Source organism: Streptomyces sp. NPDC037290 (assembly GCF_055603245.1).
This window is the reverse complement of sequence record NZ_JBVJVZ010000026.1, coordinates 36,787-59,157: the sequence shown is the minus strand read 5'-3', so window position 1 is coordinate 59,157 and position 22,371 is coordinate 36,787. Positions and strand designations below refer to the sequence as shown.

The following is a 22,371-nucleotide window of genomic DNA, read 5'->3' as shown; positions in this document are numbered from 1 at the left end:
CGGGCGGCGAGGCCCGGCGGCAGCCCCAGACGATGGGCGCCTGGGGGGGGGGGCGGGGTGCGGGGGGCGAGCACCAGCACGCCGCTTTCCCCCCCCCGCGCCCACGCCACCACCTCGTCCGCGCGGGCGGTGACCTCGGCGATGGTCTCGCCCCGCGGCACCCCGTCCCGCCAGATCAGCCACCCCGGCCGCACGGCCTGGATCTCGGCCGGCGTCATGCCCTCGTAGGCGCCGTAGTCCCACTCCATGAGCGTGTCCCAGGCACTCGCCCGGTCCCCGAAGCCGGCCAGTTCGCACGTCTCACGCGCGCGTGCCAGGGGGCTGGTGCGCACCTCCACCCCCGGCAGCCCGTCCAGCGGGGCGCGGTGCAGTCGCTCGCCGAGCAGCTTGGCCCCCCGCCGGCCCTCCTCCAGCAGCGGCACGTCGGTCCTGCCGGTGTGCTTGCCGGACAGCGACCACTCCGTCTGTCCGTGCCGGGCCAGCAGGATGCGCGGTGCCATGGGAGACCTTTCCGGGAGTAAGACGCCACACGGACGCCACGAGAACGAGAAGAGAGGGCTTCTCCATCATCGCTCACACCCGGTCGGGGCAACCCGGCGGGCGATCCCGACGTCTTTGTGGGCCGGAGCGCCCGCATGGGCGGGATACGGACACCGTAAGGTGGCACGGTCGCCCTCCGGGGCGGGCCGCACTGCAGAAGGGGGAGGGCGATCGGATGCCGCAGACCGAGACACCGGGCACCGAGGTGGTTCCCCGTACCCGGCTGCGCTGGTGGACCGAGCTGCCGCTGATCCTCCTCGTGTACGGCTGCTACTCGGCCGGCCGGCTCCTCGCCCGCGGTGACGTCTCCTCCGCCGTCGACCACGGCCTGGCCATCCTGCGCCTCGAGAAGGCCCTGCACCTCAACGCGGAGCATCCGCTCAACCGGCTGTTCACCCGCGAGCCCTGGCTCGGCGTGCCCGCCGACTTCTGGTACGCCTCGCTGCACTACCTGGTCACGCCCGCCCTCCTGATCTGGCTGTTCCGGACCCGCGCCGAGCACTACCGGCGGGCCCGCACCTGGCTGATGACGTCCACGTTCATCGGACTGATCGGCTTCACGCTGCTGCCCACCTGCCCGCCCCGGCTGCTCTCCGCCGGTCACGGCTTCGTGGACACCATGGCGCACTACAGCTCCTACGGCTGGTGGGGCGGCGAGGCGAGCGCGCCGCGCGGCATGGGCGGGATGACCAACCAGTACGCGGCGATGCCGAGCCTGCACGTCGGCTGGGCGCTGTGGTGCGGGGTGATGCTGTGGCGCCACGGCCGCACCCGCCTCGCCAAGGTCCTCGCCGTCGGCTATCCGCTCGGGACCGCGCTCGTGGTCATGGGCACCGCCAACCACTACTTCCTCGACGCGGTGGCGGGTGTCGCCGTGATGGGCGTCGGCTCCCTGCTGGCGCCGCGCGTGATCCGGGGCCTGGATCTGCTCCGGGCCCGCCTGTCCCGGCTGTTCCCGCCCCGCACACCGGTCCCGGCCGGCACGGGTTCCCCGATTGTCAGTGCCGGATGCCAGACTTCCGCGGGTGAGCGAATTCCACGGCAGCGCGAGTCGCGGCTCGACGCCGGGGCCGAACCGGACACCGCCCCCAGCGACGCGGGCGAAGGGGCTCCGACACCGGCTCGCTGAGCTGCGCGGTCCCGACGTACCGGCCAAGGCCCTGGACGCACGCGCCCTCGCGGCGCTCGCCGCGAACCCCGGGTGCGCGCGACGGGCGATCCTGGACGGCGCCGGGGTGGACAAGGCGCGGCTGGCGAGCGCGCTGGGCGCGCCGTCCGGTTTCGGGCAGTCGCAGTTCGCGCTGACCCGGGGCAACGCGTTCGAGGCGAAGGTGAAGGCGGACGGCGGCGCCGAGTTGCTGCGGCTGGCGCACGCCCGCCTGGACCCGGGCGCCGCAGAGCCGGAAGGCGCCGCCGTCCCCGACCTGAGCGCGCAGGGCCCCGAGGGGCGTACGGCGCGCACGGCGCTGGCGCTGCGCGAGGCCACGCGCGCGGGCGGCTGGACGCTGCTGGACCACCCGATGCTGGCCCTGGACGTGGCCGGTTCGCTCGCGTTCCTGGAGCCGGACGCGGTGGTCGTGCACCCGGACGGCAGCTGGTCGGTGGTCGAGATCAAGTCGTTCCCGATGCTGGACGGCTCGGCGGACCCGGCGAAGGTCGGCGCGGCGGCCCGGCAGGCGGCGGTGTACGTACTGGCCCTGGAGGAGGTCGCCGCACGCCTGGATCCTCCCCCGCGGGTGCGTCACCGGGTGCTTCTGGTCTGCCCGAAGGACTTCTCGAACCTGCCCGCCGGCTCGGCCGTCGACATCCGCAAGCAGCGCGCGGTCACCGCCCGTCAGCTGGCCCGGCTCACCCGCATCGAGGAGATCGCCGGGACCCTGCCCGACGGCACGTGCTTCGCGCCCGACCGCAGCGCCGAGGAGCTTTCGGCGGCCGTGGACGCGGTCCCGGCGACGTACGCGCCCGAGTGCCTGTCCGCGTGCGAGCTGGCCTTCCACTGCAGGGAACGCTCCCGCGAGGCGGGCGTCGTCACCCGTCTCGGCCGGCCCCTGCGCGCGGAACTGGGCGGCCTGACCACGGTCTGGGACGTCCTCGCGGCGGCGCGCGGTGAGAGGGGCGACCCGGACGACCCGGCGGTCGCGGCGCTGCGCCGGGCGGCGGCCCTGCGCGCGGAGGCGCTGGCGGGTGCGGAGGGGGCGGCCGCGTGTCCCTGATCACCACCCTCGCCCGGCTCGAGGCCGTGGCCACCGGCCGGGCCCGGCCCACCGCGACCGTCCGGCACCGCCATCTGTCCGAGCGTCCCCTGGTGTTCGTGCCGCTCACCACCGCCGGTGAGGCCGGCGCCCCGCTCGGTGCGCTCGTCGGCACCGACCGGCACGCGCCGCGCCTGCTGGCCGTGCCGCAGCCCCGCGACCGCGATCTGCGCTTCACGTTCCTCGCCGAGCTGGCCGACGTCGTCCTGCCGTACGTCGACTCCTACGCCGCGTCGGTCGAGGCGGCCGAGCGCACCGAGACCGACCCGGAGACCGGCAAGCGGGTCAGGGTCGAGGTCGAGCTGTGCGCGGACGCCCCCCAGCTGATCGTGCCGAGCCGGGCGGGTCTGGACTTCGTACGGCTGCTGGGCCGCTCGATGCGTTTTCGGCGTACGGCCGAGCAGGACCCGGAGGCTCCCTATCCGGCGCCGCCGCGGGTGCCGCTGCTCGGCCGCTGGCTGACCCACTACGGCGAGCGGTCCCGGGTCCCCGGCTCCTCCCTGCTCCTCGCCCTGACCGAGGTGCTGTCCCGGCACTGGGCGACGGGCCAGTCGAGCCTGGAGGACCAGCACCTGGGCGCGCTGCTCTCCTGGATCGACCCACCGGAGGGCACGAGCGGCGCCGAGGCCGCCCGCCGGGCCGAGCTGGCCCGGGACGGGGCCGGCCAGCTGCTGTGCCCGCCGGCCGGTCCCGCCACCGACCCGGCGTTCGACAACAAGCTGCTGGCCCCGGCGATCGAGCGCTACGACCGCGCGCGCGGCGCACTCGCCGCCGCCGAGGACGCCCTGGCCGCCGACGACCGGCTGGCGGCGCTGACGGCCGCCGAGCGGGAGATCCGCGACCTGGTGGAAAGCCGCACACGGCCCACCTGGGACGCGGTGTGGCAGGGTCTGGACCTGCTGCGGGCGCTGCCGCAGGGCGCGCATGTGGAGGAGCGCTGGACCCGTGACCGGTGGTCGTTCACCGGTCACCGCGACCGGGTGCTGGCGGGCGAGCCCCCGCAGCCGCGCCGGGACGACGCGGTGACGGCGGCGAACAAGCTGGCCACGCGCGAGCGGGAGCAGGCCCGGCTGGAGGCGCAGGAGGCGCTGGACGACCCGCTGGTGATGGCGGGGCGGCGGCTGGCCGGGGAGGCGTTCGCCGGCGAGGTCACCGACGTCGTCCTGGCGTACAGCGAGGGCAGGCGGCCGAGCCCGCGCCCGCTGGTGACGGTCCGCACGGACGACCGGCCGCATCTCGCCGAGCGCGCGAAGGTGTACCGCTCGCTGGGCGGCAAGCCGCAGTCGGCGGAGTTCGTCGGACCCGACCGCGAGGGCGGGCTCGTGCTGCGGATCCTGGACAAGATGGGCCGTGGCAAGGAGCCGGAGCCCGGTTCGGTGCCGGAGAAGGGCGACCGGGTGTGCTTCACCCTCTTCGAGCACGAGCAGCGCGGCGGCGCGAAGCTGCCCGACCCGGAGGAGACCCCGTGGACGCACGGCGGGCCGCCGGGTGAGGCCGCCCCCGAGACCCCCGACACCGTGACCGAGGAGGACGTCCTGTGACGACGGTCGGCTTCGACCCCGGGGCGGCCGCCGCCCGCGCCACCGACGCGATCCTGCACGACACCCTGCACGGCACCGAGCGGGGTGTGGTCGTGGACTCCCCGCCGGGCGCCGGCAAGTCGACACTCGTGGTCCGCGCGGCACTGGAACTGGCCGAGGCGGGCCGCCCGTTGATGGTGGTGGCGCAGACCAACGCCCAGGTGGACGATCTCGTCCTCCGGCTCGCCGAGAAGAACCCGGAGCTGCCGGTCGGCCGCCTGCACAGCAGCGACACCGACGCCTACGACAAGGCACTGGACGATCTGCCGCAGGTCCGCACATCGGCGAAGGCGGCAGAGCTGAACGGCCTGCCGGTCGTGCTGTCCACGGCGGCGAAGTGGGCGCATGTGAAGGTCGACGAGCCCTGGCGGCACGCGATCGTGGACGAGGCGTACCAGATGCGCTCCGACTCCCTGCTGGCCGTGGCCGGACTGTTCGAGCGGGCGCTGTTCGTGGGCGACCCCGGTCAGCTGGACCCGTTCGCGATCGTCGGCAGCGAGCAGTGGGCGGGCCTGTCGTACGACCCGTCGGCCTCCGCGGTGACCACGCTCCTGGCGCACAATCCGGGCCTGCCGCAGCACCGCCTCCCGGTCTCCTGGCGCCTGCCGGCCTCCGCGGCCCCCCTGGTCTCGGACGCCTTCTACCCCTACACGCCCTTCCGCAGCGGCACGGACCACGGCGACCGCCGCCTGGCCTTCGCCGTCCCGTCCGACGGCTCGGGCCCGGACCGTGCGATCGACGAGGCGGCGGAATCCGGCTGGGCCCTGCTGGAGCTGCCCGCCCGGCACACCCCGCGCACGGACCCCGAGGCGGTGCGGGCCGCGGCCACGGTCGTGCGCCGCCTGCTGGACAGAGACGGCGCGGCCGTCTCCGAGCGGGCCCCGGATCCGGCCCCCCTCAGTGCCGACCGCATCGCCGTCGGCACGGCCCACCGCGACCAGGCGGCGGCGGTCCGCACGGCGCTCGCCGAACTGGGCGTGGCGGACGTCACGGTCGACACCGCGAACCGCCTCCAGGGCCGGGAGTACGACGTCACGGTCGTCCTGCACCCGCTCTCCGGCCGCCCCGACGCCACCGCCTTCCACCTGGAGACCGGCCGCCTGTGCGTCCTGGCCTCCCGGCACCGCCACGCGTGCATCGTGGTCTGCCGCGCGGGCGTGGGCGACCTCCTGGACGCCTACCCGTCCACGGAACCGGTCCAGCTGGGCACGCTGGTGAAGTTCCCGGACGGCTGGGAGGCGAACCACGCGGTCCTGGCCCACCTGACGGAACACCGGGTGCCCTGGCAACCGTGACCGCCCCACCGGGCACCTGGTCGGCGGCCATCCGGCTCAGCGCCGCCCGCTCGCCGGACGGAGTCCGGCCCGCCGCCGGAGGCGGCCGACGGTCACAGCCCCGGACGGCTGGGAGGCGAGCCACGCGGTCCTGGCCCACCTGACGGAACACCGGGTGCCCTGGCAGCCGTGACCCGCGGCCCCGCCGCCACGGCCCACCTTGCAAGCCCCGAGTGCCCTGGCAGCCGTGACCGCCCCACCCGGCACCCGGCACCCGGCTCAGCGCCGCCCCTCACCGAGCCCCGGGTGAACCGGCACCGCGCCCCGAGGCCTCGCCGGTCGGCTCACCCGGCGGGACTCCGGGTGAAACCGCGGCCATGAGGGGGCCTTGCGTGCGCGCGGGACAATGGACGGTGGCCCACCCGAAGGCGGGGCCCAGCGAACCGTACGAGGAGGAGACAAGACATGGCGGAGCCCACGCCGCGTCGTAACGAACCGCGGCTACGCCCCGCGCCTCTGATCTTCGAGCCCGCGGAGGCGGCCGCCGATCCCGAGCACTTCTTCGACCTGGAGTCGATCGAGGATCCGCGGGCGCTGCTGGTCCGGGCCACGGAGCTGACCCAGGCGTTCCGCGCGGCCGCCGACCGGGCCGTGGAGTTCCAGGCCATCGCGGCGGCCCAGCTCGCCGACCCGCGCCGGTTCGACCGGCTGACCCCGGCGGACATCGCCGAGCGGGCGGAGTGGACCGAGGACTACGCGAAGAAGATGGTCGAGTTCGGGCGGGACCTGCTGCGCGGCAACACCGAGGGCCGGACGACCGCCGATCCCGCGTGACCTCCCGCCCGTCAACTTCGATCCCGCACGTCACCCCCGCCTGGCATATGCCAGGCGGGCAAGATACTCCTCCCCCACCGTTTCTGTCCCGAGTTTCGGCAACTCAGAAGAACGGCCCGCTCACCCCCGGTACATCTGGGTGGCATGAGCAGCACACCGAACGTCACCCGGGTCACCTCCGACGGAGTCGGCTGGCTCGCCTCGGCGGCCACCTACCCACGCAGCACGCTCGCCCTCTGGGAGGAGCGCCCGGGCGCCCCCGTCGTCCTGCCCTGCGGCACCGTTTTCGACGTGGTGAGCGCACCGGCGATCTTCGGCCGCCGGATGCTGGACCGGCTCTGGGACGACGGCCCGGGCTCCGGCCCTGTCGCGATCTTCCGGGGCCGTGTGCTGCTGTTCGCCGCACCGGGCACGGCCCAGCGACTGCCCTCGCTGCTCGCGTGGGAGGAGTGGGGCTCGAACCGCGCGGATGCGGTGCCGCCCCTGCTGTGTCACGGCACGGGCGACGCGGTGACCGTCCCGGCGCCCACCGGGGACGACGGCACCGGCACCGCCCGCTGGCTGGTCGCCCCGGACGCGCGTCACCCCTGGCTGCCGGGGCCGGAGGTCGTCCTCTGGGCGGCCGTGCGGGCGGCCCGCGCCGCCGTCCGCATATCGATTTTTCCTCCCGCCGACCAGGATGCTAAGGTCTACGACGTCAGCAGGCGCCGCTAGCTCAGTTGGTTAGAGCAGCTGACTCTTAATCAGCGGGTCCGGGGTTCGAGTCCCTGGCGGCGCACGCGCGGAAGACGGCGGGTCCGGTTCGAAAGAATCCGGCCCGCCGTTTTCGTGTGCGCGGTGTGTACGTCAAGCAGGCATCAGCCGGTGACACGCGGCGTGATCCTCACCGTCCATGCCCCCGACGCCGTCCTCCCCTCCACCTCCACCTGGACGTCCTCCCCGGGCACGGTGAAGCTCTCACCGAGGGCGACCGGGGCGTCGGCGAGGGGCGGGTAGACCGAGTCCTCCCAGCACCCCTCGGTGCGCGGGTGGGCGTCGACCACCTCCACCGGGCCGCCGCCGGACTCCGCTCCACTTCTGATCCGGTACACCAGCACCCCCTGCCGGCAGCCGGCCCGGTCGTTTCCGGCCGGGCCGCGTGCCTCGAAGCCCAGGGCGCTGTCGGGCCCGGTGCGTACGATCGCCAGCTTCACCCCGTGCCCGAGGCCGAAGGCCGGGGCGCCCGCCGTGCCCTGCACCGGGATCCCGGGGCCCGCCTCCAGTGGCTCCAGGGTCAGCCGGGTCGGTCCCGCGCCGCGCACGCACACCACCTGGCGCGGATCCAGCCAGCCCAGCTTCCACTTGTGCCAGGCGAACAGGTCGGGCGAGAGCCCGAACTGGCTGCCCATCAGGTCCCAGTCGCCGACGTAGGTGTCCCAGTCGCCCTTGCCGTCGACGGGGCGGTGGTAGAGGTCGGGCAGGTCGAAGACATGGCCGGTCTCGTGGGCGAGGACCAGCCGGTCCGGCGGATGCTTCTCGAACACGGTGACGACCCGGCGGATGTCCGTGCCGTCCACGTGCACGGGCGTGTCCAGGTTGACGACCTTCGTCGCGTCCGAGTCGACGCCGGGCGCGTCCGGATCGGCGACGAAGTACACGACCTGGTAGCGCGAGAAGTCGACCTCCTTGTCGGCGACCGCGAACGCGTCCCGCAGGTAGGCGGCCCGGTCCTCCACGCTCCAGTCACGCCTTATGGCGTACGCCGTGGACGGCCGGGGCATGCGCAGCCAGTGCCCGAGCGGGTGCGGGCGGAGGGTGAACCTGCCGTAGGAGGCCTGCTCGAAGTAGCGGCTGGTGGCCGGGAAGTGGTCGGCGGTCAGCTCGGCGGGGGTGGTGCGCGGCGCGGCGTCCGGGAAGGACAGGAAGACCATGACGGCGTCCAGGGCGCCGATCGGCCGGGTGTAGTCGGGGTTCCAGGTGTCCACGCCCTCGGAGTGGTGGGCGTCGGTGCGGTGCAGCGCGCAGGGGGTGGTGGAGAAGGGCTCGGCGACCGACGGGCCGCTGAGGATCGACGTCGCGGCGAGCGCCGACAGCGTGGTGCACACGGCGGCGGTGCTGCGCAGCTTGGGCACGGACATGACCTCCGGACGCGGTTCGACAGGACCCGCATCCAGATTGCTGTTATTTATTGCGTCATGCCCTGTTCATCTGCACCACAAGGGTGAGTGCGCCCCCGGATGCTCCGGCGCGCTCCGGCGCCCGACACCCCGGAACACTCACAGAACGTCACAACTGGTCGGGGGCCTGAAGAACCCGTCCAGGCGCGGGCAGAAACGATCTGTCAGAACCAGTGTTCGGTCCGGGACACTGGACATCGGCTGGAAGGGCCCGGGGCCAGCCTCTATGATCGGCACACTTTCCGGCACGGACAGCGACAGCGATCGAGTGCACTGCGGGAGCGAGCGGTGAGCGGAACGTCCGAAGGGCCGACGCCCGCGGCAGACCTCGACCGGTCAGCCGTCACAGACAGTGACCACACCACCTACCACCGTGTCTTCGCGGCTGCCCCGATCGCCATGGCCGTCGTGGACCGCGCGGGCCTGGTCGCCGGCGCGAACGCGGCCTTCGGCGAGCTGCTGGGCACCGATCCGGACACGCTCACCGGGCGGATCGCCGCCGACCTGGTGGACCTGGCCTCGGACACCCGCAGCTGGCACGCCTACCGCGAGGTGCTGCGCGGCCGGCAGGCGAAGCTGCGCTGCACCCGCCGGCTGAAACATCCCGAGGGGCACTCGGTGTGGGTGCAGGTGACCGTGGCCCCGCTCGGCGGCGAGACCGGGGTGCTGCTGTCCGTCGCCGACATCAGCGCCCGCCGCGAACTCCAGGCGCGGCTGCGGCACTTGCAGATGCACGACCCGGTGACCCGGTTGCCCAACCGCACGCTGTTCTTCGAGCGGCTTTCGGCCGCGCTGGAGGCGGAGTCGTACGAGCAGAGCGGCACCGGCCGGATCGGGCTGTGCTACCTGGATCTCGACGGTTTCAAGGCCGTCAACGACACCCTCGGCCACCGCGTCGGCGACCGGCTGCTCGCGGCCGTCGCCGAGCGCCTGACCCGGGTGGCCGACGAGGCCGGTTACGCCCGCGCCGTCACACCGCTGGTGGCCCGGCTCGGCGGCGACGAGTTCGCCCTGCTCGTGGAGGACTCCACCGGCACCGAACAGCTCGCCGAGCTCGCCGAGTCGGCGCTGAAGGCGCTGGAGGACCCCTTCGATCTGGCCGGGCAGCGGCTGTCGTTGACCGCGTCCATCGGCGTCGTCGAGCGGCACGCGGCGGGTACGACGGCCACGGGCCTGATGCAGGCGGCCGATACGACGCTGTACTGGGCGAAGGCCGACGGCAAGGCCCGCTGGACCCTGTTCGACCCCGAGCGCAACGCGCACCGGATGACCCGTCAGGCCCTGGCGTCCACTTTGCGCCCCGCCATCGACCGCGACGAATTCGCGCTCGAATACCAGCCGTTGGTCGGCATGGAGGACGGACGCCTGTCCGGGGTCGAGGCGTTGATCCGCTGGAATCATCCTCAGTTCGGCACACTGACGCCGAATCGGTTCATCGGACTGGCCGAGGAGGACGGCTCGATCGTGCAGCTCGGCCGCTGGGCGCTGAACACCGCCTGCCGCCAGGCCCGCCGCTGGCAGCTGGACCACCCCGACGAACCGCCGATCTTCGTCAGCGTCAACGTGGCCGTGCGGCAGGTGTGGGACTCCGACCTGGTCGCCGACGTGGCGGAGATCCTCGCCGAGACCGGGCTCGCCCCGCACCTGCTGCAGCTGGAGCTGACCGAGTCGGCGGTGATGGGCTCGGCCGGCCGCCCGCTGCAGGCACTGCAGGCGCTCAGCGACATGGGCGTGCGTATCGCCATCGACGACTTCGGCACCGGCTACTCGAACCTCGCCTACCTCAGCCGCCTGCCGGTCTCGACCCTCAAGCTGGACGGGTCGTTCGTGCGGGGCTTCCAGTACGAGGCGGAGTCCGGCAAGACCCCGGCGATCACTCCCAACCGCGCCGACGAGGTCATCGTCGAGGCGATGATCCAGCTCGCCCACCGGCTCGGCATCACCGTCACCGCCGAGTGCGTGGAGACCTCGGCCCAGGCCACCCGGCTGCGCCGGATCGGCTGCGACACCGGGCAGGGCTGGCTGTACTCCCGTCCGGTGCCGCCGGATCGTATCTCCGAACTCCTCGGCGCGCAGACCTACGCGGTCGGCAATCCGTAGGCGTCCGCGATCAACTCGTAGGAACGCAACCGGAGTTCACCGCGGTGGGCGTGGGAGACGAGCATCAGCTCGTCGGCGCCCGTGCGCTTGTGCAGATCGTCCAGGCCCGAGCGGACCTCGTCGGCGCCGCCGTGCACGATGTTGGACGTCCAGGAGGTGATGAACTCCTCCTCCATCGGGCTGAACTCGTGCTTCTCGGCCTCGTCCGGGTCGGGGAACAGACCGGGCCGGCCGGTGCGCAGGCGGAGCATGTTCAGGGCCATCGCCCGGGTCTGGCGGCGGGCCTCGCGCGCGTCGTCGGTGGCGAGGGCCGAGACGCCGATGAGGGCGTACGGCTCGTCGAGGACCGCGGAGGGGCGGAAGCTCTGCCGGTACAGGTCCAGGGCCGGGATGGTGTTCTGCGCGGAGAAGTGGTGGGCGAAGGCGAACGGCAGGCCGAGCATGCCGGCGAGGCGGGCGCTGAAGCCGGAGGAGCCGAGCAGCCAGACCGGCGGCCGGTGCGGGGACTGGACGCCGCCGGGGGTGGTGGCCTGGACGGGGCCCGGGATGGCGTGGATACGGCGGTAGGGGTGTCCGTCGGGGAAGTCGTCGTCCAGGAAGCGGACGAGTTCCGCGAGCTGCTCGGGGAAGTCGTCGGCGCCCTCGTTCAGGGTGTCGGTGCGGCGCAGGGCCGCGGCGGTGGCGCCGTCCGTGCCCGGCGCCCGGCCGAGGCCCAGGTCGATGCGGCCCGGCGCCATCGCCTCCAGCGTGCCGAACTGCTCCGCGATCACCAGGGGGGCGTGGTTGGGCAGCATGACGCCGCCCGAGCCGAGCCGGATGCGGTCGGTGTGGGCGGCGAGGTGGGCGAGGATCACGGCGGGCGACGACGAGGCGACGCCGGGCATGGAGTGGTGCTCGGCGACCCAGTACCGGTGGAACCCGCGGGCCTCGGCGAACCGGGACAGCGCCACGCTGGTGCGCAGGGCGTCGGTGGCGGTGCTGCCCGCGCCGACGGTCACCAGGTCCAGTACGGAGAGGGGGGCGGGGGCGGTCCCGTGCGTGGTGCCCCGGATCTCGTCTGCCTCGACTGCCTCGTCTGCCGACACGGTGCGGGCCTCCTGTTTGTGGCGTGGCTGTCCTGGCCCACCTAACAGGAGGCAGTCCCCGCTTATTCCTCCCGCCCCTGCCGGCCCTCAGACCTGCACGATCGGCTCCCTCGTGAACAGCGTCCCCAGCGTCGGCGCGTTCACCCGCCGGTCGGCAAGCCTCAGCGCCTCCCACACCGACACCTGGTTCGCCGTGAGCACCGGCTTGGACAGGGCCTTCTCCAGCAGCGACAGATGCGCGGCCGTGTGCAGCGCCGTGTCCGGCAGCAGCACCGCCTCCGCGTCCGGGACGTCGGCCGCGCGCGCCAGCGTCAGCACGTCCTCCTCGCCCCAGGTGCCGACCTCGGCGGCCGTGACGATCCCGGACGACCGCATCCCGGTCACCTCCAGGCCGCCGGCCCGCAGGAAGTCCGCGAACAGCGCGGCCACGTCCTCCGGGTAGGTCGCCCCGACCGCGACCCGGCGCACCCCGATCTCGCGGGCCGCGTGCACGAAGGCGAACGACGTCGAGGACGCCGGCATCCCGGCCAGCCGGGCGAGTGTGCGCACCTGCTCCTGGGCGCCGTCCCAGCCGTGCACGAAGCCACCGCTGGTGCAGGCCCACACCACCGTCTCGGCGCCGGTCAGCCGCAACCCCTCCATGCCCGCCGCGAGCCGCTCGGCGGACCCCATCTCGCGCAGCGCCGCCACCCGGTGCGCGTCCTCGCCGATGTCGGTGTGGACCAGGTCCACCCGGATGTCGCTGCCCAGGAGCTGCTCGATGCGTGGATAGTCGTCCTCGGCGGAGTGGCCCGGGTAGAGGAATCCGAGTGCGGTCATGTCCAGCCTTCCTGCGTCTCTTCGGGCAGTACCGGGGGCCAGGCACGCGCGGCCTCGTCCAGCAGCGCCTGATAGGGGCCCACGGCCCGGGTACCCATCCGGCGCAGTGCAGCCCACATCGTGACCTGGTTGGCGGACAGCACCGGGATGCGCAGCTCGGCCTCCAGCTGGGGGATCACGTCGTAGGTCGGCAGGTTGGTGCAGGAGATGAACAGCGCGTCGGCGCTGCCGGGGCGGACGACGGCCTGCCGCGCCATGGCGACGACGTCCCGGTACGGCACCTGCCAGATGTGCCGGGTCAGCCCCATGAAGGCGCACCCGGTGACCTGCACCCCGGCCTCGGCGACGAACTCCTCCAGCGCCCGGGTCACGGACACCGTGTACGGCGTGACCAGCGCGACCCGTCGTACCCGCAGCTCGGCCAGCGCCTGGAGCAGCGCGCCGGAGGTCGTCACGGAGGGCGGCGCGCCCGCCAGGCTCATCGCCGCGCACATCGCCCGCTCCCCGGCGATCCCGCCGACGAAGCTGCCGGAGGTGCAGGCGTAGGCGACGACCTCGGGTGCGACGGCGGTCAGCGCGCGCACCGCGTCGGTGAGGGTCTCGTGCTCGCTCACCAGCCGGGCCAGGTCCAGGCTCACCTCGACGGGCACGAACGGGGTCCGGGTCAGGTGCAGCGACACCTCGTCGGGCACCCAGCGCCACAGCTCGCGGTCGAGGGCGAAGTCGAAGGGAGCCACCACGCCGACACCGCGCTGGGGGCGGGGGCCGCCGAGAAAGGAGACGTCCATGGCTGGCACCGGCCTCACGCTGGGAGACGAGTGGGCAACGGATCGCGAGTACGCCCGTGTTGACGAAGGTAGATTCGGGTGCGAGCGTGGTCAATCCGCGCATGTCACCGCGTACGTCACCAGGCATGCCACCGCGCATGTCACCTCGTACGCAAGAGCCTGTCAGACGCCGGGAGCCGCCCCGTATGACGACCCTCCCCACCGTCCTCGTCCTGGACGCCGAGCCGCCGCCCCGGCTCGGCCGGCTCACCGGCCGCGCCCGGATCGTGCACACCGACGCCGCGCACCTGGCCGCCCGGCTGCCGCAGGCGGACGTGCTCCTGGTCTGGGACTTCACCTCGCACGCGGTGCGCGAGGCCTGGCCGGGTCACGGGCCGAGGCCGGCCTGGGTGCACACGGCGAGCGCGGGCGTGGACCATCTGCTGTGCCCGGAACTCGCCGAGTCCGCCACGGTGGTGACCAACGCGCGCGGGATCTTCGACCAGCCGATCGCCGAGTACGTGGCGGCCCTGGTGCTGGCGGCCGCCAAGGACCTGCCGCGCACGCTGGAGCACCAGCGGGAGCGGACCTGGCGGCACCGGGAGGGCCGGCGGGTGGCGGGCACGCGCGCGTGCGTGGTCGGCTCGGGCCCGATCGGCCGGGCGATCGTGCGCACCCTGAAGGCACTGGGCGTGACGACGGCGCTGGTCGGGCGGGTGCCGCGGACCGGCATCCACGGCCCGGCCGACCTGGACCGGCTGATCTCCCGCGCGGACTGGGTGATCGCGGCGGCGCCGCTCACCGCGGAGACGTACCGCATGTTCGACAGCCACCGGTTCGGCGTGATGCAGCCGTCCGCGTTCTTCGTGAACGTCGGGCGGGGCGCCCTGGTGGACGAGGACGCCCTCGCCGACGCCCTGACCCGGCGCTGGATCGCGGGTGCCGCACTGGACGTGTTCACCAGCGAACCCCTGCCCGGGGACAGCCCGTTGTGGACCCTGCCCGGGCTGATCGTCTCCCCGCACATGAGCGGGGACACGGTCGGCTGGCGCGACGAACTGGGCGCGCAGTTCGTGGAGTTGTACGAGCGCTGGGCGGCGGGCAGATCACTGGTGAACGTGGTCGACAAGAAGCGTGGTTACGTCCCCGGTCACTGATCTCTCGGCCTCTTGGAGGGTGCATGCTCACCGACCTCACCGCCGTCCAGCTCCTCGACGGCTACCGCAAGGGTGAGTTCAGTCCCGTGGAGGCGACCGAACAGGCCCTTGAGCGGGCCCGGGCGAGCCGGCCGGCGGTGAACGCGTTCGTGCGCCTCATCGAGGAGGACGCGCTCGCACGGGCGCGGGAGTCGGCGCGGCGCTGGCAACGCGGTGAGCCGGCCGGGCTGGTCGACGGGGTGCCGGTGACGGTGAAGGACCTCCTGCTCCTGCGCGGCCACCCCACCCTGCGTGGTTCGAAGGCGGTCTCCGAGCAGGGCCGCTGGGACGAGGACGCGCCCTCGGTGGCCCGGCTGCGCGAGCACGGCGCGGTGTTCCTCGGCAAGACCACGACCCCCGAGTTCGGCTGGAAGGGCGTGACGGACTCCCCGTTGTCCGGCGTCACCCGCAACCCGCACGACCCCTCCCGCACCGCCGGCGGCTCCAGCGGGGGCAGCGCGGCGGCCGTGGCGCTCGGCGCGGGCCCGCTGTCCCTGGGCACGGACGGCGGCGGCAGCATCCGCATCCCGGCCGCGTTCTGCGGCGTCTTCGGCCTGAAACCGACGTACGGCAGGGTGCCGCTGTATCCGGCGAGCCCGTTCGGCACGCTGTCGCACGCGGGCCCGATGACCCGGGACGCGGCCGACGCGGCCCTGCTGCTCGACGTCGTCGCCGCGCCCGACCCGCGCGACTGGTCCGCGCTGCCGCCCGCGCCGGGTCCCTTCACGGAGGCGCTGGAGGGGGGCGTGCACGGACTCCGCGTGGCCTACTCCCCCTCGCTCGGCGGCCAGGTCGCGGTCCAGCCGGCGGTCGCGGCGGCCGTCCGGCGGGCGGTGGAGCGCCTCGCGGACCTCGGGGCGTACGTCGAGGAGGCCGACCCCGACTTCAGCGAGCCGGTGGAGGCGTTCCACGTCCTGTGGTTCAGTGGCGCGGCCCGGCTCACCGAGCGGTTCTCACCGCACCGCCGGCAGCTGCTCGACCCGGGTCTGCGGGAGATCTGCGCGCAGGGCGCCCGCTACAGCGCGCTGGACTACCTGGCCGCGGTGGACGTCCGCATGGACCTCGGCCGTCGCATGGGCCGCTTCCACGACCGCTACGACCTGCTGGTGACGCCGACGCTTCCGGTGACGGCGTTCGAGGCGGGCAGGGAGGTGCCGGGCGGTTCTCCCTACCGGCGCTGGACCGGCTGGACCCCGTTCACCTACCCGTTCAACCTGACCCAGCAGCCGGCTGCCACGGTCCCGGTCGGGAAGGACGGCCGGGGACTCCCGGTGGGCATGCAGCTCGTGGCCGCCCGGCACCGGGACGATCTGGTCCTGCGGGCGGCGCACGCGCTGTACGGGGCGGGGGTGGCTTCGGCGACGCCGGCCGCGCTCACGCCCGCCGGAAACTGAGCGTCTCCCCCGCCGCCCCGCCGCGCCACAGGTCGTTGCAGGCCTCGGCCATCGCCTCCAGGCCCTGCACCACCTGGCCCCACACGATCCCCGGCACCCATCCCACGTCGCCGTTGAGCAGCAGGTTGTTGCGCTCGTAGAACAGGGCCAGGTCGACCACCGTGGTGCCGGGGCGGACCTCGCGGTCGTAGCCGTAGGCCTTGGTGCCGAGTTCGGCGCCGGCGAAGGAGAAGTAACAGAGGTCGCCGGGAATCGGGGTGACCGTCGGGTTCTCCAGTGGGGGTTCCGTGGAGGCGAACGGCGGGAAGAGGGCGTAGATCTCGTTGCGGGCGTACTTGGCGTGGTAGACGTCGCCGGACAGAGGGAGCGCGTCCCATACCGCCGCGCAGGTCAGGGGCGCGCGGTCGGCCAGCAGTCGTGCCGTGCAGTGCACGTCCCGCTTGTCGAGCGAGACGGTGACGAATCGATCGGCCATGAAAACAAGGGTGCATAGCCACAGAGCGCTTGGGTAGCCGCGCCGCCATGGCTCCACCACTTGGGAACGACGTACACACAATTCGGACGGAACACAGACGCACCCGGCGGTCCGTGCTCGGCACTCTCGCCGCCCTCGGTGCGCTGGGCGCGGCGGGCTGCACGCGGGTGGCCGCGGCCTCGGGCAAGGCGGGCGGTGACCTGCTGGACCGGCTCCGCGCGCAGGGCGTCGTGCGGCTCGGGATCGCCGGTGAGGTCCCGTTCGGGTACATCGACAAGGACGGCCGTCTCACCGGTGAGGCGCCCGAGCTGGCGAAGGTGATCTTCAAGCGGCTGGGGGTCGGCAGGGTGCAGCCGGTGCCCACCGAGTTCGGTTCGCTGATCCCGGGGCTGAACTCGCAGCAGTTCGACGTCGTGGCCGCCGGGATGTACGTCAATCCGGAGCGCTGCCAGCAGGTGATCTTCGCCGATCCGGACTACCAGATGCTGGACTCGTTCATCGTGCGCAAGGGGAACCCGCTGGGGTTGCACTCCTACCGCGATGTCGTCGCGAAGAAGGCGAAGTTCGCCACCGGCACCGGATACGCCGAGATCCAGTACGCGGTCGAGGCCGGGTACGAGGAGGGCGACATCCTCATCGTCCCGGACCAGGTCGCCGGGCTGAACGCCGTCGAGGCGGGCCGGGTCGACGTGTTCGCCGGTACGGCGCTCACCACGCGGGAGGTGGTGAAGAAGTCTTCCAAGGCGGAGGCCACACGGCCGTTCGCGCCGCTGGTCAAGGGCAGACCGCACGTCGACGGCGGCGCGTTCGCGTTCCGGCCGACCGAGACGAGCCTGCGGGACGCCTTCAACGGGGAGCTGCGCAAGCTGAAGAAGAGCGGCGAACTGTTCCGGATCCTGCGGCCGTTCGGCTTCACCAAGGCCGAGATGACCGGCCTCACCGCGAAGGAGCTGTGCGGCGGATGACCCCGGGACTGTGGGAACTCGTACTCAGGGGCGTCTGGACCACGGTCCAGCTGCTGGTGTTCAGCGCGCTGCTGACCACGGCGGTGTCCTTCGTCGTCGGCATCGCGCGCACCCACCGGCTGTGGATCGTGCGGTTCGTCGCCGGTGTCTACACCGAGGTGTTCCGCGGCACCTCGGCACTCGTGATGATCTTCTGGGTGTACTTCGTGCTGCCGCTCGCCTTCGGCTGGCAGCTGGTGCCGATGTGGGCGGGCACGCTGGCGCTCGGGCTGACGTACGGCGCGTACGGCTCGGAGATCGTGCGCGGCGCGCTGAACGCGGTGGACCCGGCGCAGAAGGAGGGAGGGATCGCGCTCGGCTTCACGCCCTGGCAGCGGCTCCGGCTGATCCTGCTGCCGCAGGCGGTGCCGGAGATGATCCCGACCTTCTGCAACCTGCTGGTCGAGCTGCTCAAGGGCACCGCCCTGGTGTCGGTCATGGGCATGGGCGATCTGGCGTTCAGCGCGAACCTGGTGCGCCTCGCGCTGCAGCAAAGCGCGGAGATCTACACGTACGTCCTGCTGATCTACTTCGTGATCGCCTTCGTGCTGACGCGGCTGATGCGCGGACTGGAGAAGCGGCTGAAGGCCGGGGTCGGCAGGGATCCCGGGACGGAGTGGGCGGCGCGTGAGCTGAAGCGGGCCCAGACGACCGGCGTGGGCGCCGCGGGTGGCGCGGGCATGGGCGGAGGTGCCGCATGAAGTGGGACTGGAACGCCGTCAGCGCGTTCATGCCGGCCTTCTGGCACGGGCTGCTGGTCACCCTTGAGGCCCTGGCGCTCGGTTCGCTGGTGTCCTTCGGCCTCGGCCTGGTGTGGGCGCTGCTGATGCGGACGCCGGTGCGGTGGGTGCGCTGGCCGGTCGGCGTGGTCACGGAGTTCGTGCGCAACACCCCGCTGCTGGTGCAGCTGTTCTTCCTGTTCTATGTGCTGCCCGAGTGGGGCCTGACCTTCTCGGCGCTGGCCACCGGTGTCTTCGCGGTCGGCCTGCACTACTCGACGTACACCATGCAGGTCTACCGGGCCGGTATCGAGGCGGTGCCCGTCGGCCAGTGGGAGGCGGCGACCGCGCTGAGCCTGCCCCGGCGGCGGACCTGGACGGCGGTGATCCTGCCGCAGGCGATCCGCCGGGTGGTGCCCGCCCTCGGCAACTACGTGATCGCCATGCTCAAGGACACCCCGGTGCTGATGGTGATCACCGTGCCGGAGATGCTCCAGCGGGCCCGGCTCTTCTCCCAGCAGCACTTCCAGTTCACCGAGCCGCTCACCGTGATCGGTGTGGCCTTCGTCCTCATCTCCTACCTGGCCTCCCTTCTCCTGCGAGCCCTGGAGCGACGCCTTGTCCGTTGAGACCCGTCCGCAGCCGCCCCTGTCCGACGCCCAGCCGGGCGAGCTGATCCGCCTTGCGAACATCACCAAGCGGTTCGGCGCGAACACCGTGCTCGACGACCTGAACTTCACCGTCGACCCGGGCAAGCACGTGACCCTGATCGGCCCGTCCGGGTCCGGCAAGACCACGATCCTCAGACTGCTGATGACCCTCACCACGCCGGACGAGGGCACGATCACCGTCGACGGGGAGCAGCTGTACCCGGCGCCGGAGAAGCGGGTCCGGGAGGTCCGCAAGAAGATCGGGATGGTGTTCCAGCAGTTCAACCTGTTCCCGAACATGAGCGTGCTGCGGAACATCACCGAGGCCCCGGTGCAGGTCCTCGGCATGCCCAGGGACGAGGCCGAGGAGCGGGCCCGGGAGCTGCTGGACCTGGTGGGGCTGGCGGACAAGTGCGACGCGAGGCCGACCCGGCTGTCCGGCGGGCAGCAGCAGCGGGTGGCGATCGCCCGGGCGCTGGCGATGCGGCCGCGGGTGCTGCTGCTGGACGAGGTCACCTCCGCGCTCGACCCGGAGCTGGTCGCGGGAGTGCTCGACCTGCTCAGGGACATCGCCCGCAGCACGGACATCACGATGCTCTGTGTGACCCATGAGATGGGTTTCGCCCGGGACATCTCCGACCAGGTACTGATGTTCGACGGCGGCCGGGTGATCGAGTCGGGTTCCCCCGAGAAGATCTTCACGGAGCCGGAGCAGGACCGCACCCGGGAATTCCTCAGCGCGGTGCTGTGACTACGGTGCGTGGCTCCGGAAGATGCCGAGGTCCGGCCGCTGGGTCATGTCGTTGGCATATGCCAGAGGGTCTGCGTCGCAGTTGGGAGGGGCGGGCGGGGGCAACAATCTCGCCAACCCCCTCTCCGCGCAGGGGGTTTGCCCGTTATCGTGGTAGCGATCCGCCGACCGGATCTCGCGGCCACTGACAGGCGAGCGCAGGGGGAACACCGTGGCGCTGATGCACGAGCCGACCGCCCCGTACCACTCCGCCCAGGACGCGCTGCGCGTGCTGGAGACCGTCGCCCGCCACTCCGCCGGCGTCACCGACACCGAGCTGGCCCGCCACACCGGCCTCGGCTCCGAGCGGCTCACCGCCCTGCTGCGCATGCTGCGCCGCGAGGGCTACGTCGAGCAGATCACCGACGGGGCGTACGTCACCGGCGACACCCTGCGCCGCCTCACCTCCGCGCACGACCGCGAGCGGGCCCTGCACGACAAGCTCCAGCACACCCTGGACCGGCTGCGCGACTCGGTCGGCGCGGCGGTCTACATCAGCCGGTACGTCGACGGCGAGGTCAAGGTCACCCAGTACGCCGCCGGACCCACCACCCCGGCGGTCAACGAGTGGGTCGACTTCCGCTGCTCCGCCCACGCCACGGCGGTCGGCAAGAGCCTGCTGACCCAGCTCGACCACAACGCCCGCCGCGACCACCTCTCCCGCTACAAGATGGCCCGCCTCACCTCGCGCACCATCACCAGCGACAAGCTGCTGCTGTCCCGGCTGGAGTCCCAGCCGCCGACGGTGCCGGTGCTGGACCTCCAGGAGTACGCGATCGGCACCGTCTGCGCGGCCGTCCCGATCACGGCCGGTTCCTCGGTGGGCTGCCTGGCGCTGTCGCTTCCCGTGGAGCACGCGCACCGGCTGAAGCAGGCCGCGGACACGCTCAACCGCAACGCGGCACCGGTGCTGCTGTCGCTGACCCTGTAGGTGGTCACGAGCAGGTGGTCACGAGCACCCCTCAGGACCAGGTAGTATTTTCTTCGTCGCCAGCCGAGGAAGAAAAAATCCGAGGTCGGCGGGAGTCATGCGCCGCTAGCTCAGTTGGTTAGAGCAGCTGACTCTTAATCAGCGGGTCCGGGGTTCGAGTCCCTGGCGGCGCACCTGGACGAAGGGTCCTTCGCGGAAGCGAGGGGCCCTTCGGCGTCTTCCGCGGTGAGTCGGCGGTACGACTCCTCCCCCGGCGGCCGCCACCACACCGGATCGGGGCACGCGTACCCCTCCCGCCGCAGCAGCGCCCGGTGGATCTTGTTCGTCGCGGTCACCGGCATCCGCTCGACGACCCGCACGAACCGGGGCGTCATCTTCGTCCCCAGATCGGGCTGGGCCGCCAGGAACTCCGCGAAGCCCGCCGGGTCGAAGCTGCCGGCGACGGTCGCCATCACCTGGTCCCCGGTCACCGGGTCCGGCACCCCGTACACGGCGGCGGCCACCGCACCCGGGTACCGGGCGACGATGTTCTCGATCACCGCGGCGGCCAGGTTCTCCCCGTCGACGCGGATGCGGTCGTCGGTGCGCCCGGCGAAGTACAGGTATCCCGCCGTGTCCCGGTAGAAGAGGTCGCCCGTCCAGTACGCCCCTCCCCGGCGCCGTTCGGCCTCGGCGGCCGGGTTGCGCCAGTAGCCCTCGAAGGGGTTCGGCGCCCGGTTGACCAGCTCGCCTATCGCCTCGTCCCCGTTGAGCAGGCGCCCGGCGGAGTCGAACTCGGCCGGCGGGCACTCGCGCCCGGTGCCGGGTTCGAGCACCGCCAGCCCCGGCCCGGCCGGTCCCACCGCGCCCCGCGGCGTGCCCGGCGCCCACTGGATCGCCGCCCCGCCCTCGGAGGAGCCGTACCCCTCCACCAGCCGCACCCCGAAGCGCCGCTCGAAGGCCGCCGCGTCCACCGCGCCGGCCTCCGTGCCGAAGCCGAGCCGCAGCGGGTTGTCACGGTCGTCCCCGCGCGCCTCGGTGGCGAGGAGGTACTGGATCGCCCGGCCCACGTAGGTGAAGTAGGTCGCCCGGTGGCGGCGCACGTCGGCGAGGAACCCGGACGCCGAGAAGCGGCGGCGCAGCGCCACCCCCGCGCCGGCGGCCAGCGCGGGCGCCCAGTCGGCGATCACCGCGTTGCCGTGGAACATCGGCATGCAGATGTAGTGCACGTCGTCCGCGCGCACCCCGAACTGCCTCACCAGCGCCTGCCCGGCCGCCGCCAGCCGGCCCTGTGAGCAGATCGCAGCCTTGGGGGCGCCGGTCGAGCCGGAGGTGAAGTACAGCAGCAGGCGGCTCGCCGGGGCGGCGCGGGACGGGTCGGGCACGGCGCCGGCGTAGGGGGCGAGGAGGGGGCCGTACTCCTCGCCGTCCGTCACCAGGATCCGCACCCCGGGCAACTCCAGGCCCGCCAGCAGGGGCAGGTGGGCCCGCTCGGTGACCAGGAGCGGGCACTCGGTGTGCAGGATGTCCCGGGCGAGTTCGGGGCCCCGGCGGGTCGGGTTGATCCCGGCGACGGCCGCGCCGGCCAGGGCGGCGGCGCCGAGCCACAGCGGGAACTCCTCGGTGTTGTCGAGGAGCACGCCGACGTGCGGTACGGCGCCCGGGGGCAGCAGGTCGGCGAGCAGGGCCGCCCGGGCGGCGGCACCCGCCGCCACCTCGTGCTGCGTCAGCGTCCGGTCCTCGCACATGAGCCCCGGGCGGTGGTCCCCCCACCACGCCGCGACCAGCTCCGCCACCGTGCTGCCCTTGGACTCCATGGATGGGCA

General features: G+C 73.0%; 21 protein-coding genes and 2 tRNA genes. 16 read left to right on the top strand and 7 right to left on the bottom strand.

Annotated features, from left to right (window positions below):
• Positions 1-500, bottom strand: a 500-nt coding sequence (locus tag ACZ7HQ_RS39705) for a histidine phosphatase family protein (RefSeq protein WP_471000790.1), incomplete at its 3' end; no start/stop codon positions are given.
• A 215-nt stretch (positions 501-715) separates the two neighbouring features.
• On the opposite strand from ACZ7HQ_RS39705, the gene ACZ7HQ_RS39700 reads away from it, so the two are divergent.
• The 7 genes from ACZ7HQ_RS39700 (at position 716) to ACZ7HQ_RS39670 (ending at position 7,258) form a co-directional block, all read left to right on the top strand.
• A complete protein-coding gene (locus ACZ7HQ_RS39700; protein WP_471000787.1) occupies positions 716-1,669 on the top strand; it encodes a phosphatase PAP2 family protein in 954 nt (317 codons plus the stop codon).
• On the top strand, positions 1,566-2,753 hold the full coding sequence (locus ACZ7HQ_RS39695; RefSeq protein WP_471000783.1) for a hypothetical protein: 1,188 nt from the start codon (positions 1,566-1,568) through the stop codon (positions 2,751-2,753). Before ACZ7HQ_RS39700 ends, ACZ7HQ_RS39695 begins: the two co-directional genes overlap by 104 nt.
• The gene (locus ACZ7HQ_RS39690) at positions 2,744-4,333 is read left to right on the top strand and encodes a hypothetical protein (RefSeq protein ID WP_471000780.1); all 1,590 of its coding nucleotides are present in this window, start codon (positions 2,744-2,746) and stop codon (positions 4,331-4,333) included. The genes ACZ7HQ_RS39695 and ACZ7HQ_RS39690 overlap by 10 nt, the downstream gene beginning before the upstream one ends.
• Entirely contained in the window at positions 4,330-5,667 is a 1,338-nt protein-coding gene (locus ACZ7HQ_RS39685) for an AAA domain-containing protein (RefSeq protein WP_471000777.1), read from the top strand. The genes ACZ7HQ_RS39690 and ACZ7HQ_RS39685 overlap by 4 nt, the downstream gene beginning before the upstream one ends.
• Positions 5,668-6,111: 444 nt before the next feature.
• Positions 6,112-6,480, top strand: a complete 369-nt coding sequence (locus ACZ7HQ_RS39680; protein ID WP_471000773.1) for a hypothetical protein — start codon at positions 6,112-6,114, stop codon at positions 6,478-6,480.
• A 144-nt stretch (positions 6,481-6,624) separates the two neighbouring features.
• Positions 6,625-7,194 carry a bifunctional DNA primase/polymerase gene (locus ACZ7HQ_RS39675; RefSeq protein WP_471000770.1) on the top strand — a complete coding sequence of 190 codons (570 nt, stop codon included), beginning with the start codon at positions 6,625-6,627 and terminating at the stop codon, positions 7,192-7,194.
• Positions 7,185-7,258 (top strand) — tRNA-Lys (locus ACZ7HQ_RS39670). The genes ACZ7HQ_RS39675 and ACZ7HQ_RS39670 overlap by 10 nt, the downstream gene beginning before the upstream one ends.
• A 79-nt stretch (positions 7,259-7,337) precedes the next feature.
• Here ACZ7HQ_RS39670 and ACZ7HQ_RS39665 read toward each other — a convergent pair.
• Complete coding sequence (locus tag ACZ7HQ_RS39665) at positions 7,338-8,597, bottom strand: M6 family metalloprotease domain-containing protein (RefSeq protein ID WP_471000767.1); 1,260 nt, start codon at positions 8,595-8,597, stop codon at positions 7,338-7,340.
• Positions 8,598-8,924: 327 nt separating this feature from the next.
• Between ACZ7HQ_RS39665 and ACZ7HQ_RS39660 the strand changes: the two genes are divergently transcribed.
• A complete protein-coding gene (locus ACZ7HQ_RS39660) occupies positions 8,925-10,736 on the top strand; it encodes a putative bifunctional diguanylate cyclase/phosphodiesterase (protein ID WP_471000763.1) in 1,812 nt (603 codons plus the stop codon).
• Here ACZ7HQ_RS39660 and ACZ7HQ_RS39655 read toward each other — a convergent pair.
• From ACZ7HQ_RS39655 to ACZ7HQ_RS39645, 3 genes are all read right to left on the bottom strand, one after another.
• Positions 10,715-11,821, bottom strand: coding sequence for an LLM class flavin-dependent oxidoreductase (locus ACZ7HQ_RS39655; RefSeq protein WP_471000760.1), 1,107 nt, complete (start codon positions 11,819-11,821; stop codon positions 10,715-10,717). The two genes, ACZ7HQ_RS39660 and ACZ7HQ_RS39655, sit on opposite strands and share 22 nt — an antisense overlap.
• 87 nt (positions 11,822-11,908) lie before the next feature.
• Positions 11,909-12,640: a maleate cis-trans isomerase family protein gene (locus ACZ7HQ_RS39650; protein ID WP_471000757.1), complete on the bottom strand. Its 732-nt coding sequence runs from the start codon at positions 12,638-12,640 to the stop codon at positions 11,909-11,911.
• The gene (locus tag ACZ7HQ_RS39645; RefSeq protein WP_471000754.1) at positions 12,637-13,428 is read right to left on the bottom strand and encodes a maleate cis-trans isomerase family protein; all 792 of its coding nucleotides are present in this window, start codon (positions 13,426-13,428) and stop codon (positions 12,637-12,639) included. Before ACZ7HQ_RS39645 ends, ACZ7HQ_RS39650 begins: the two co-directional genes overlap by 4 nt.
• A gap of 185 nt (positions 13,429-13,613) precedes the next feature.
• Here ACZ7HQ_RS39645 and ACZ7HQ_RS39640 point away from each other — a divergent pair, with 185 nt between their 5' ends.
• Both ACZ7HQ_RS39640 and ACZ7HQ_RS39635 read left to right on the top strand, forming a co-directional pair.
• Positions 13,614-14,564, top strand: coding sequence for a D-2-hydroxyacid dehydrogenase (locus ACZ7HQ_RS39640; RefSeq protein ID WP_471000749.1), 951 nt, complete (start codon positions 13,614-13,616; stop codon positions 14,562-14,564).
• 23 nt (positions 14,565-14,587) lie between these two features.
• Complete coding sequence (locus ACZ7HQ_RS39635; RefSeq protein WP_471000746.1) at positions 14,588-15,997, top strand: amidase; 1,410 nt, start codon at positions 14,588-14,590, stop codon at positions 15,995-15,997.
• Here the strand turns inward: ACZ7HQ_RS39635 and ACZ7HQ_RS39630 are convergent.
• Complete coding sequence (locus ACZ7HQ_RS39630) at positions 15,978-16,472, bottom strand: DUF3830 family protein (protein ID WP_471000743.1); 495 nt, start codon at positions 16,470-16,472, stop codon at positions 15,978-15,980. The genes ACZ7HQ_RS39635 and ACZ7HQ_RS39630 overlap by 20 nt on opposite strands.
• A gap of 47 nt (positions 16,473-16,519) precedes the next feature.
• On the opposite strand from ACZ7HQ_RS39630, the gene ehuB reads away from it, so the two are divergent.
• From ehuB to ACZ7HQ_RS39600, 6 genes are all read left to right on the top strand, one after another.
• Complete coding sequence (gene ehuB, locus ACZ7HQ_RS39625) at positions 16,520-17,437, top strand: ectoine/hydroxyectoine ABC transporter substrate-binding protein EhuB (RefSeq protein WP_471000740.1); 918 nt, start codon at positions 16,520-16,522, stop codon at positions 17,435-17,437.
• Positions 17,434-18,177 carry an ectoine/hydroxyectoine ABC transporter permease subunit EhuC gene (ehuC, locus tag ACZ7HQ_RS39620; protein WP_471000736.1) on the top strand — a complete coding sequence of 248 codons (744 nt, stop codon included), beginning with the start codon at positions 17,434-17,436 and terminating at the stop codon, positions 18,175-18,177. The genes ehuB and ehuC overlap by 4 nt, the downstream gene beginning before the upstream one ends.
• Positions 18,174-18,824: an ectoine/hydroxyectoine ABC transporter permease subunit EhuD gene (gene ehuD, locus ACZ7HQ_RS39615; RefSeq protein WP_471000733.1), complete on the top strand. Its 651-nt coding sequence runs from the start codon at positions 18,174-18,176 to the stop codon at positions 18,822-18,824. Before ehuC ends, ehuD begins: the two co-directional genes overlap by 4 nt.
• The gene (gene ehuA / locus ACZ7HQ_RS39610) at positions 18,814-19,596 is read left to right on the top strand and encodes an ectoine/hydroxyectoine ABC transporter ATP-binding protein EhuA (RefSeq protein ID WP_471000730.1); all 783 of its coding nucleotides are present in this window, start codon (positions 18,814-18,816) and stop codon (positions 19,594-19,596) included. The genes ehuD and ehuA overlap by 11 nt, the downstream gene beginning before the upstream one ends.
• A gap of 211 nt (positions 19,597-19,807) precedes the next feature.
• Positions 19,808-20,566 carry an IclR family transcriptional regulator gene (locus ACZ7HQ_RS39605; protein WP_471000728.1) on the top strand — a complete coding sequence of 253 codons (759 nt, stop codon included), beginning with the start codon at positions 19,808-19,810 and terminating at the stop codon, positions 20,564-20,566.
• A 99-nt stretch (positions 20,567-20,665) separates the two neighbouring features.
• Positions 20,666-20,739, top strand: a tRNA-Lys gene (locus tag ACZ7HQ_RS39600).
• Here the strand turns inward: ACZ7HQ_RS39600 and ACZ7HQ_RS39595 are convergent.
• A complete protein-coding gene (locus ACZ7HQ_RS39595) occupies positions 20,701-22,362 on the bottom strand; it encodes an AMP-binding protein (protein WP_471000792.1) in 1,662 nt (553 codons plus the stop codon). The genes ACZ7HQ_RS39600 and ACZ7HQ_RS39595 overlap by 39 nt on opposite strands.
• Between the last annotated feature and the right edge of the window lie 9 nt (positions 22,363-22,371).

What these genes read in the sequence shown, in the direction of transcription:
- ACZ7HQ_RS39700 (WP_471000787.1), top strand. Translation starts at nt 716, where the DNA reads ATGCCGCAGACCGAGACACCGGGCACCGAGGTGGTTCCCCGTACCCGG.
- ACZ7HQ_RS39680 (WP_471000773.1), top strand. Translation starts at nt 6,112, where the DNA reads ATGGCGGAGCCCACGCCGCGTCGTAACGAACCGCGGCTACGCCCCGCG.
- ACZ7HQ_RS39675 (WP_471000770.1), top strand. Translation starts at nt 6,625, where the DNA reads ATGAGCAGCACACCGAACGTCACCCGGGTCACCTCCGACGGAGTCGGC.
- ACZ7HQ_RS39665 (WP_471000767.1), bottom strand. Translation starts at nt 8,597, where the DNA reads ATGTCCGTGCCCAAGCTGCGCAGCACCGCCGCCGTGTGCACCACGCTG.
- ACZ7HQ_RS39650 (WP_471000757.1), bottom strand. Translation starts at nt 12,640, where the DNA reads ATGACCGCACTCGGATTCCTCTACCCGGGCCACTCCGCCGAGGACGAC.
- ACZ7HQ_RS39645 (WP_471000754.1), bottom strand. Translation starts at nt 13,428, where the DNA reads ATGGACGTCTCCTTTCTCGGCGGCCCCCGCCCCCAGCGCGGTGTCGGC.
- ACZ7HQ_RS39640 (WP_471000749.1), top strand. Translation starts at nt 13,614, where the DNA reads ATGACGACCCTCCCCACCGTCCTCGTCCTGGACGCCGAGCCGCCGCCC.
- ACZ7HQ_RS39635 (WP_471000746.1), top strand. Translation starts at nt 14,588, where the DNA reads ATGCTCACCGACCTCACCGCCGTCCAGCTCCTCGACGGCTACCGCAAG.
- ACZ7HQ_RS39630 (WP_471000743.1), bottom strand. Translation starts at nt 16,472, where the DNA reads ATGGCCGATCGATTCGTCACCGTCTCGCTCGACAAGCGGGACGTGCAC.
- ehuB (WP_471000740.1), top strand. Translation starts at nt 16,520, where the DNA reads ATGGCTCCACCACTTGGGAACGACGTACACACAATTCGGACGGAACAC.
- ehuC (WP_471000736.1), top strand. Translation starts at nt 17,434, where the DNA reads ATGACCCCGGGACTGTGGGAACTCGTACTCAGGGGCGTCTGGACCACG.
- ehuD (WP_471000733.1), top strand. Translation starts at nt 18,174, where the DNA reads ATGAAGTGGGACTGGAACGCCGTCAGCGCGTTCATGCCGGCCTTCTGG.
- ACZ7HQ_RS39595 (WP_471000792.1), bottom strand. Translation starts at nt 22,362, where the DNA reads ATGGAGTCCAAGGGCAGCACGGTGGCGGAGCTGGTCGCGGCGTGGTGG.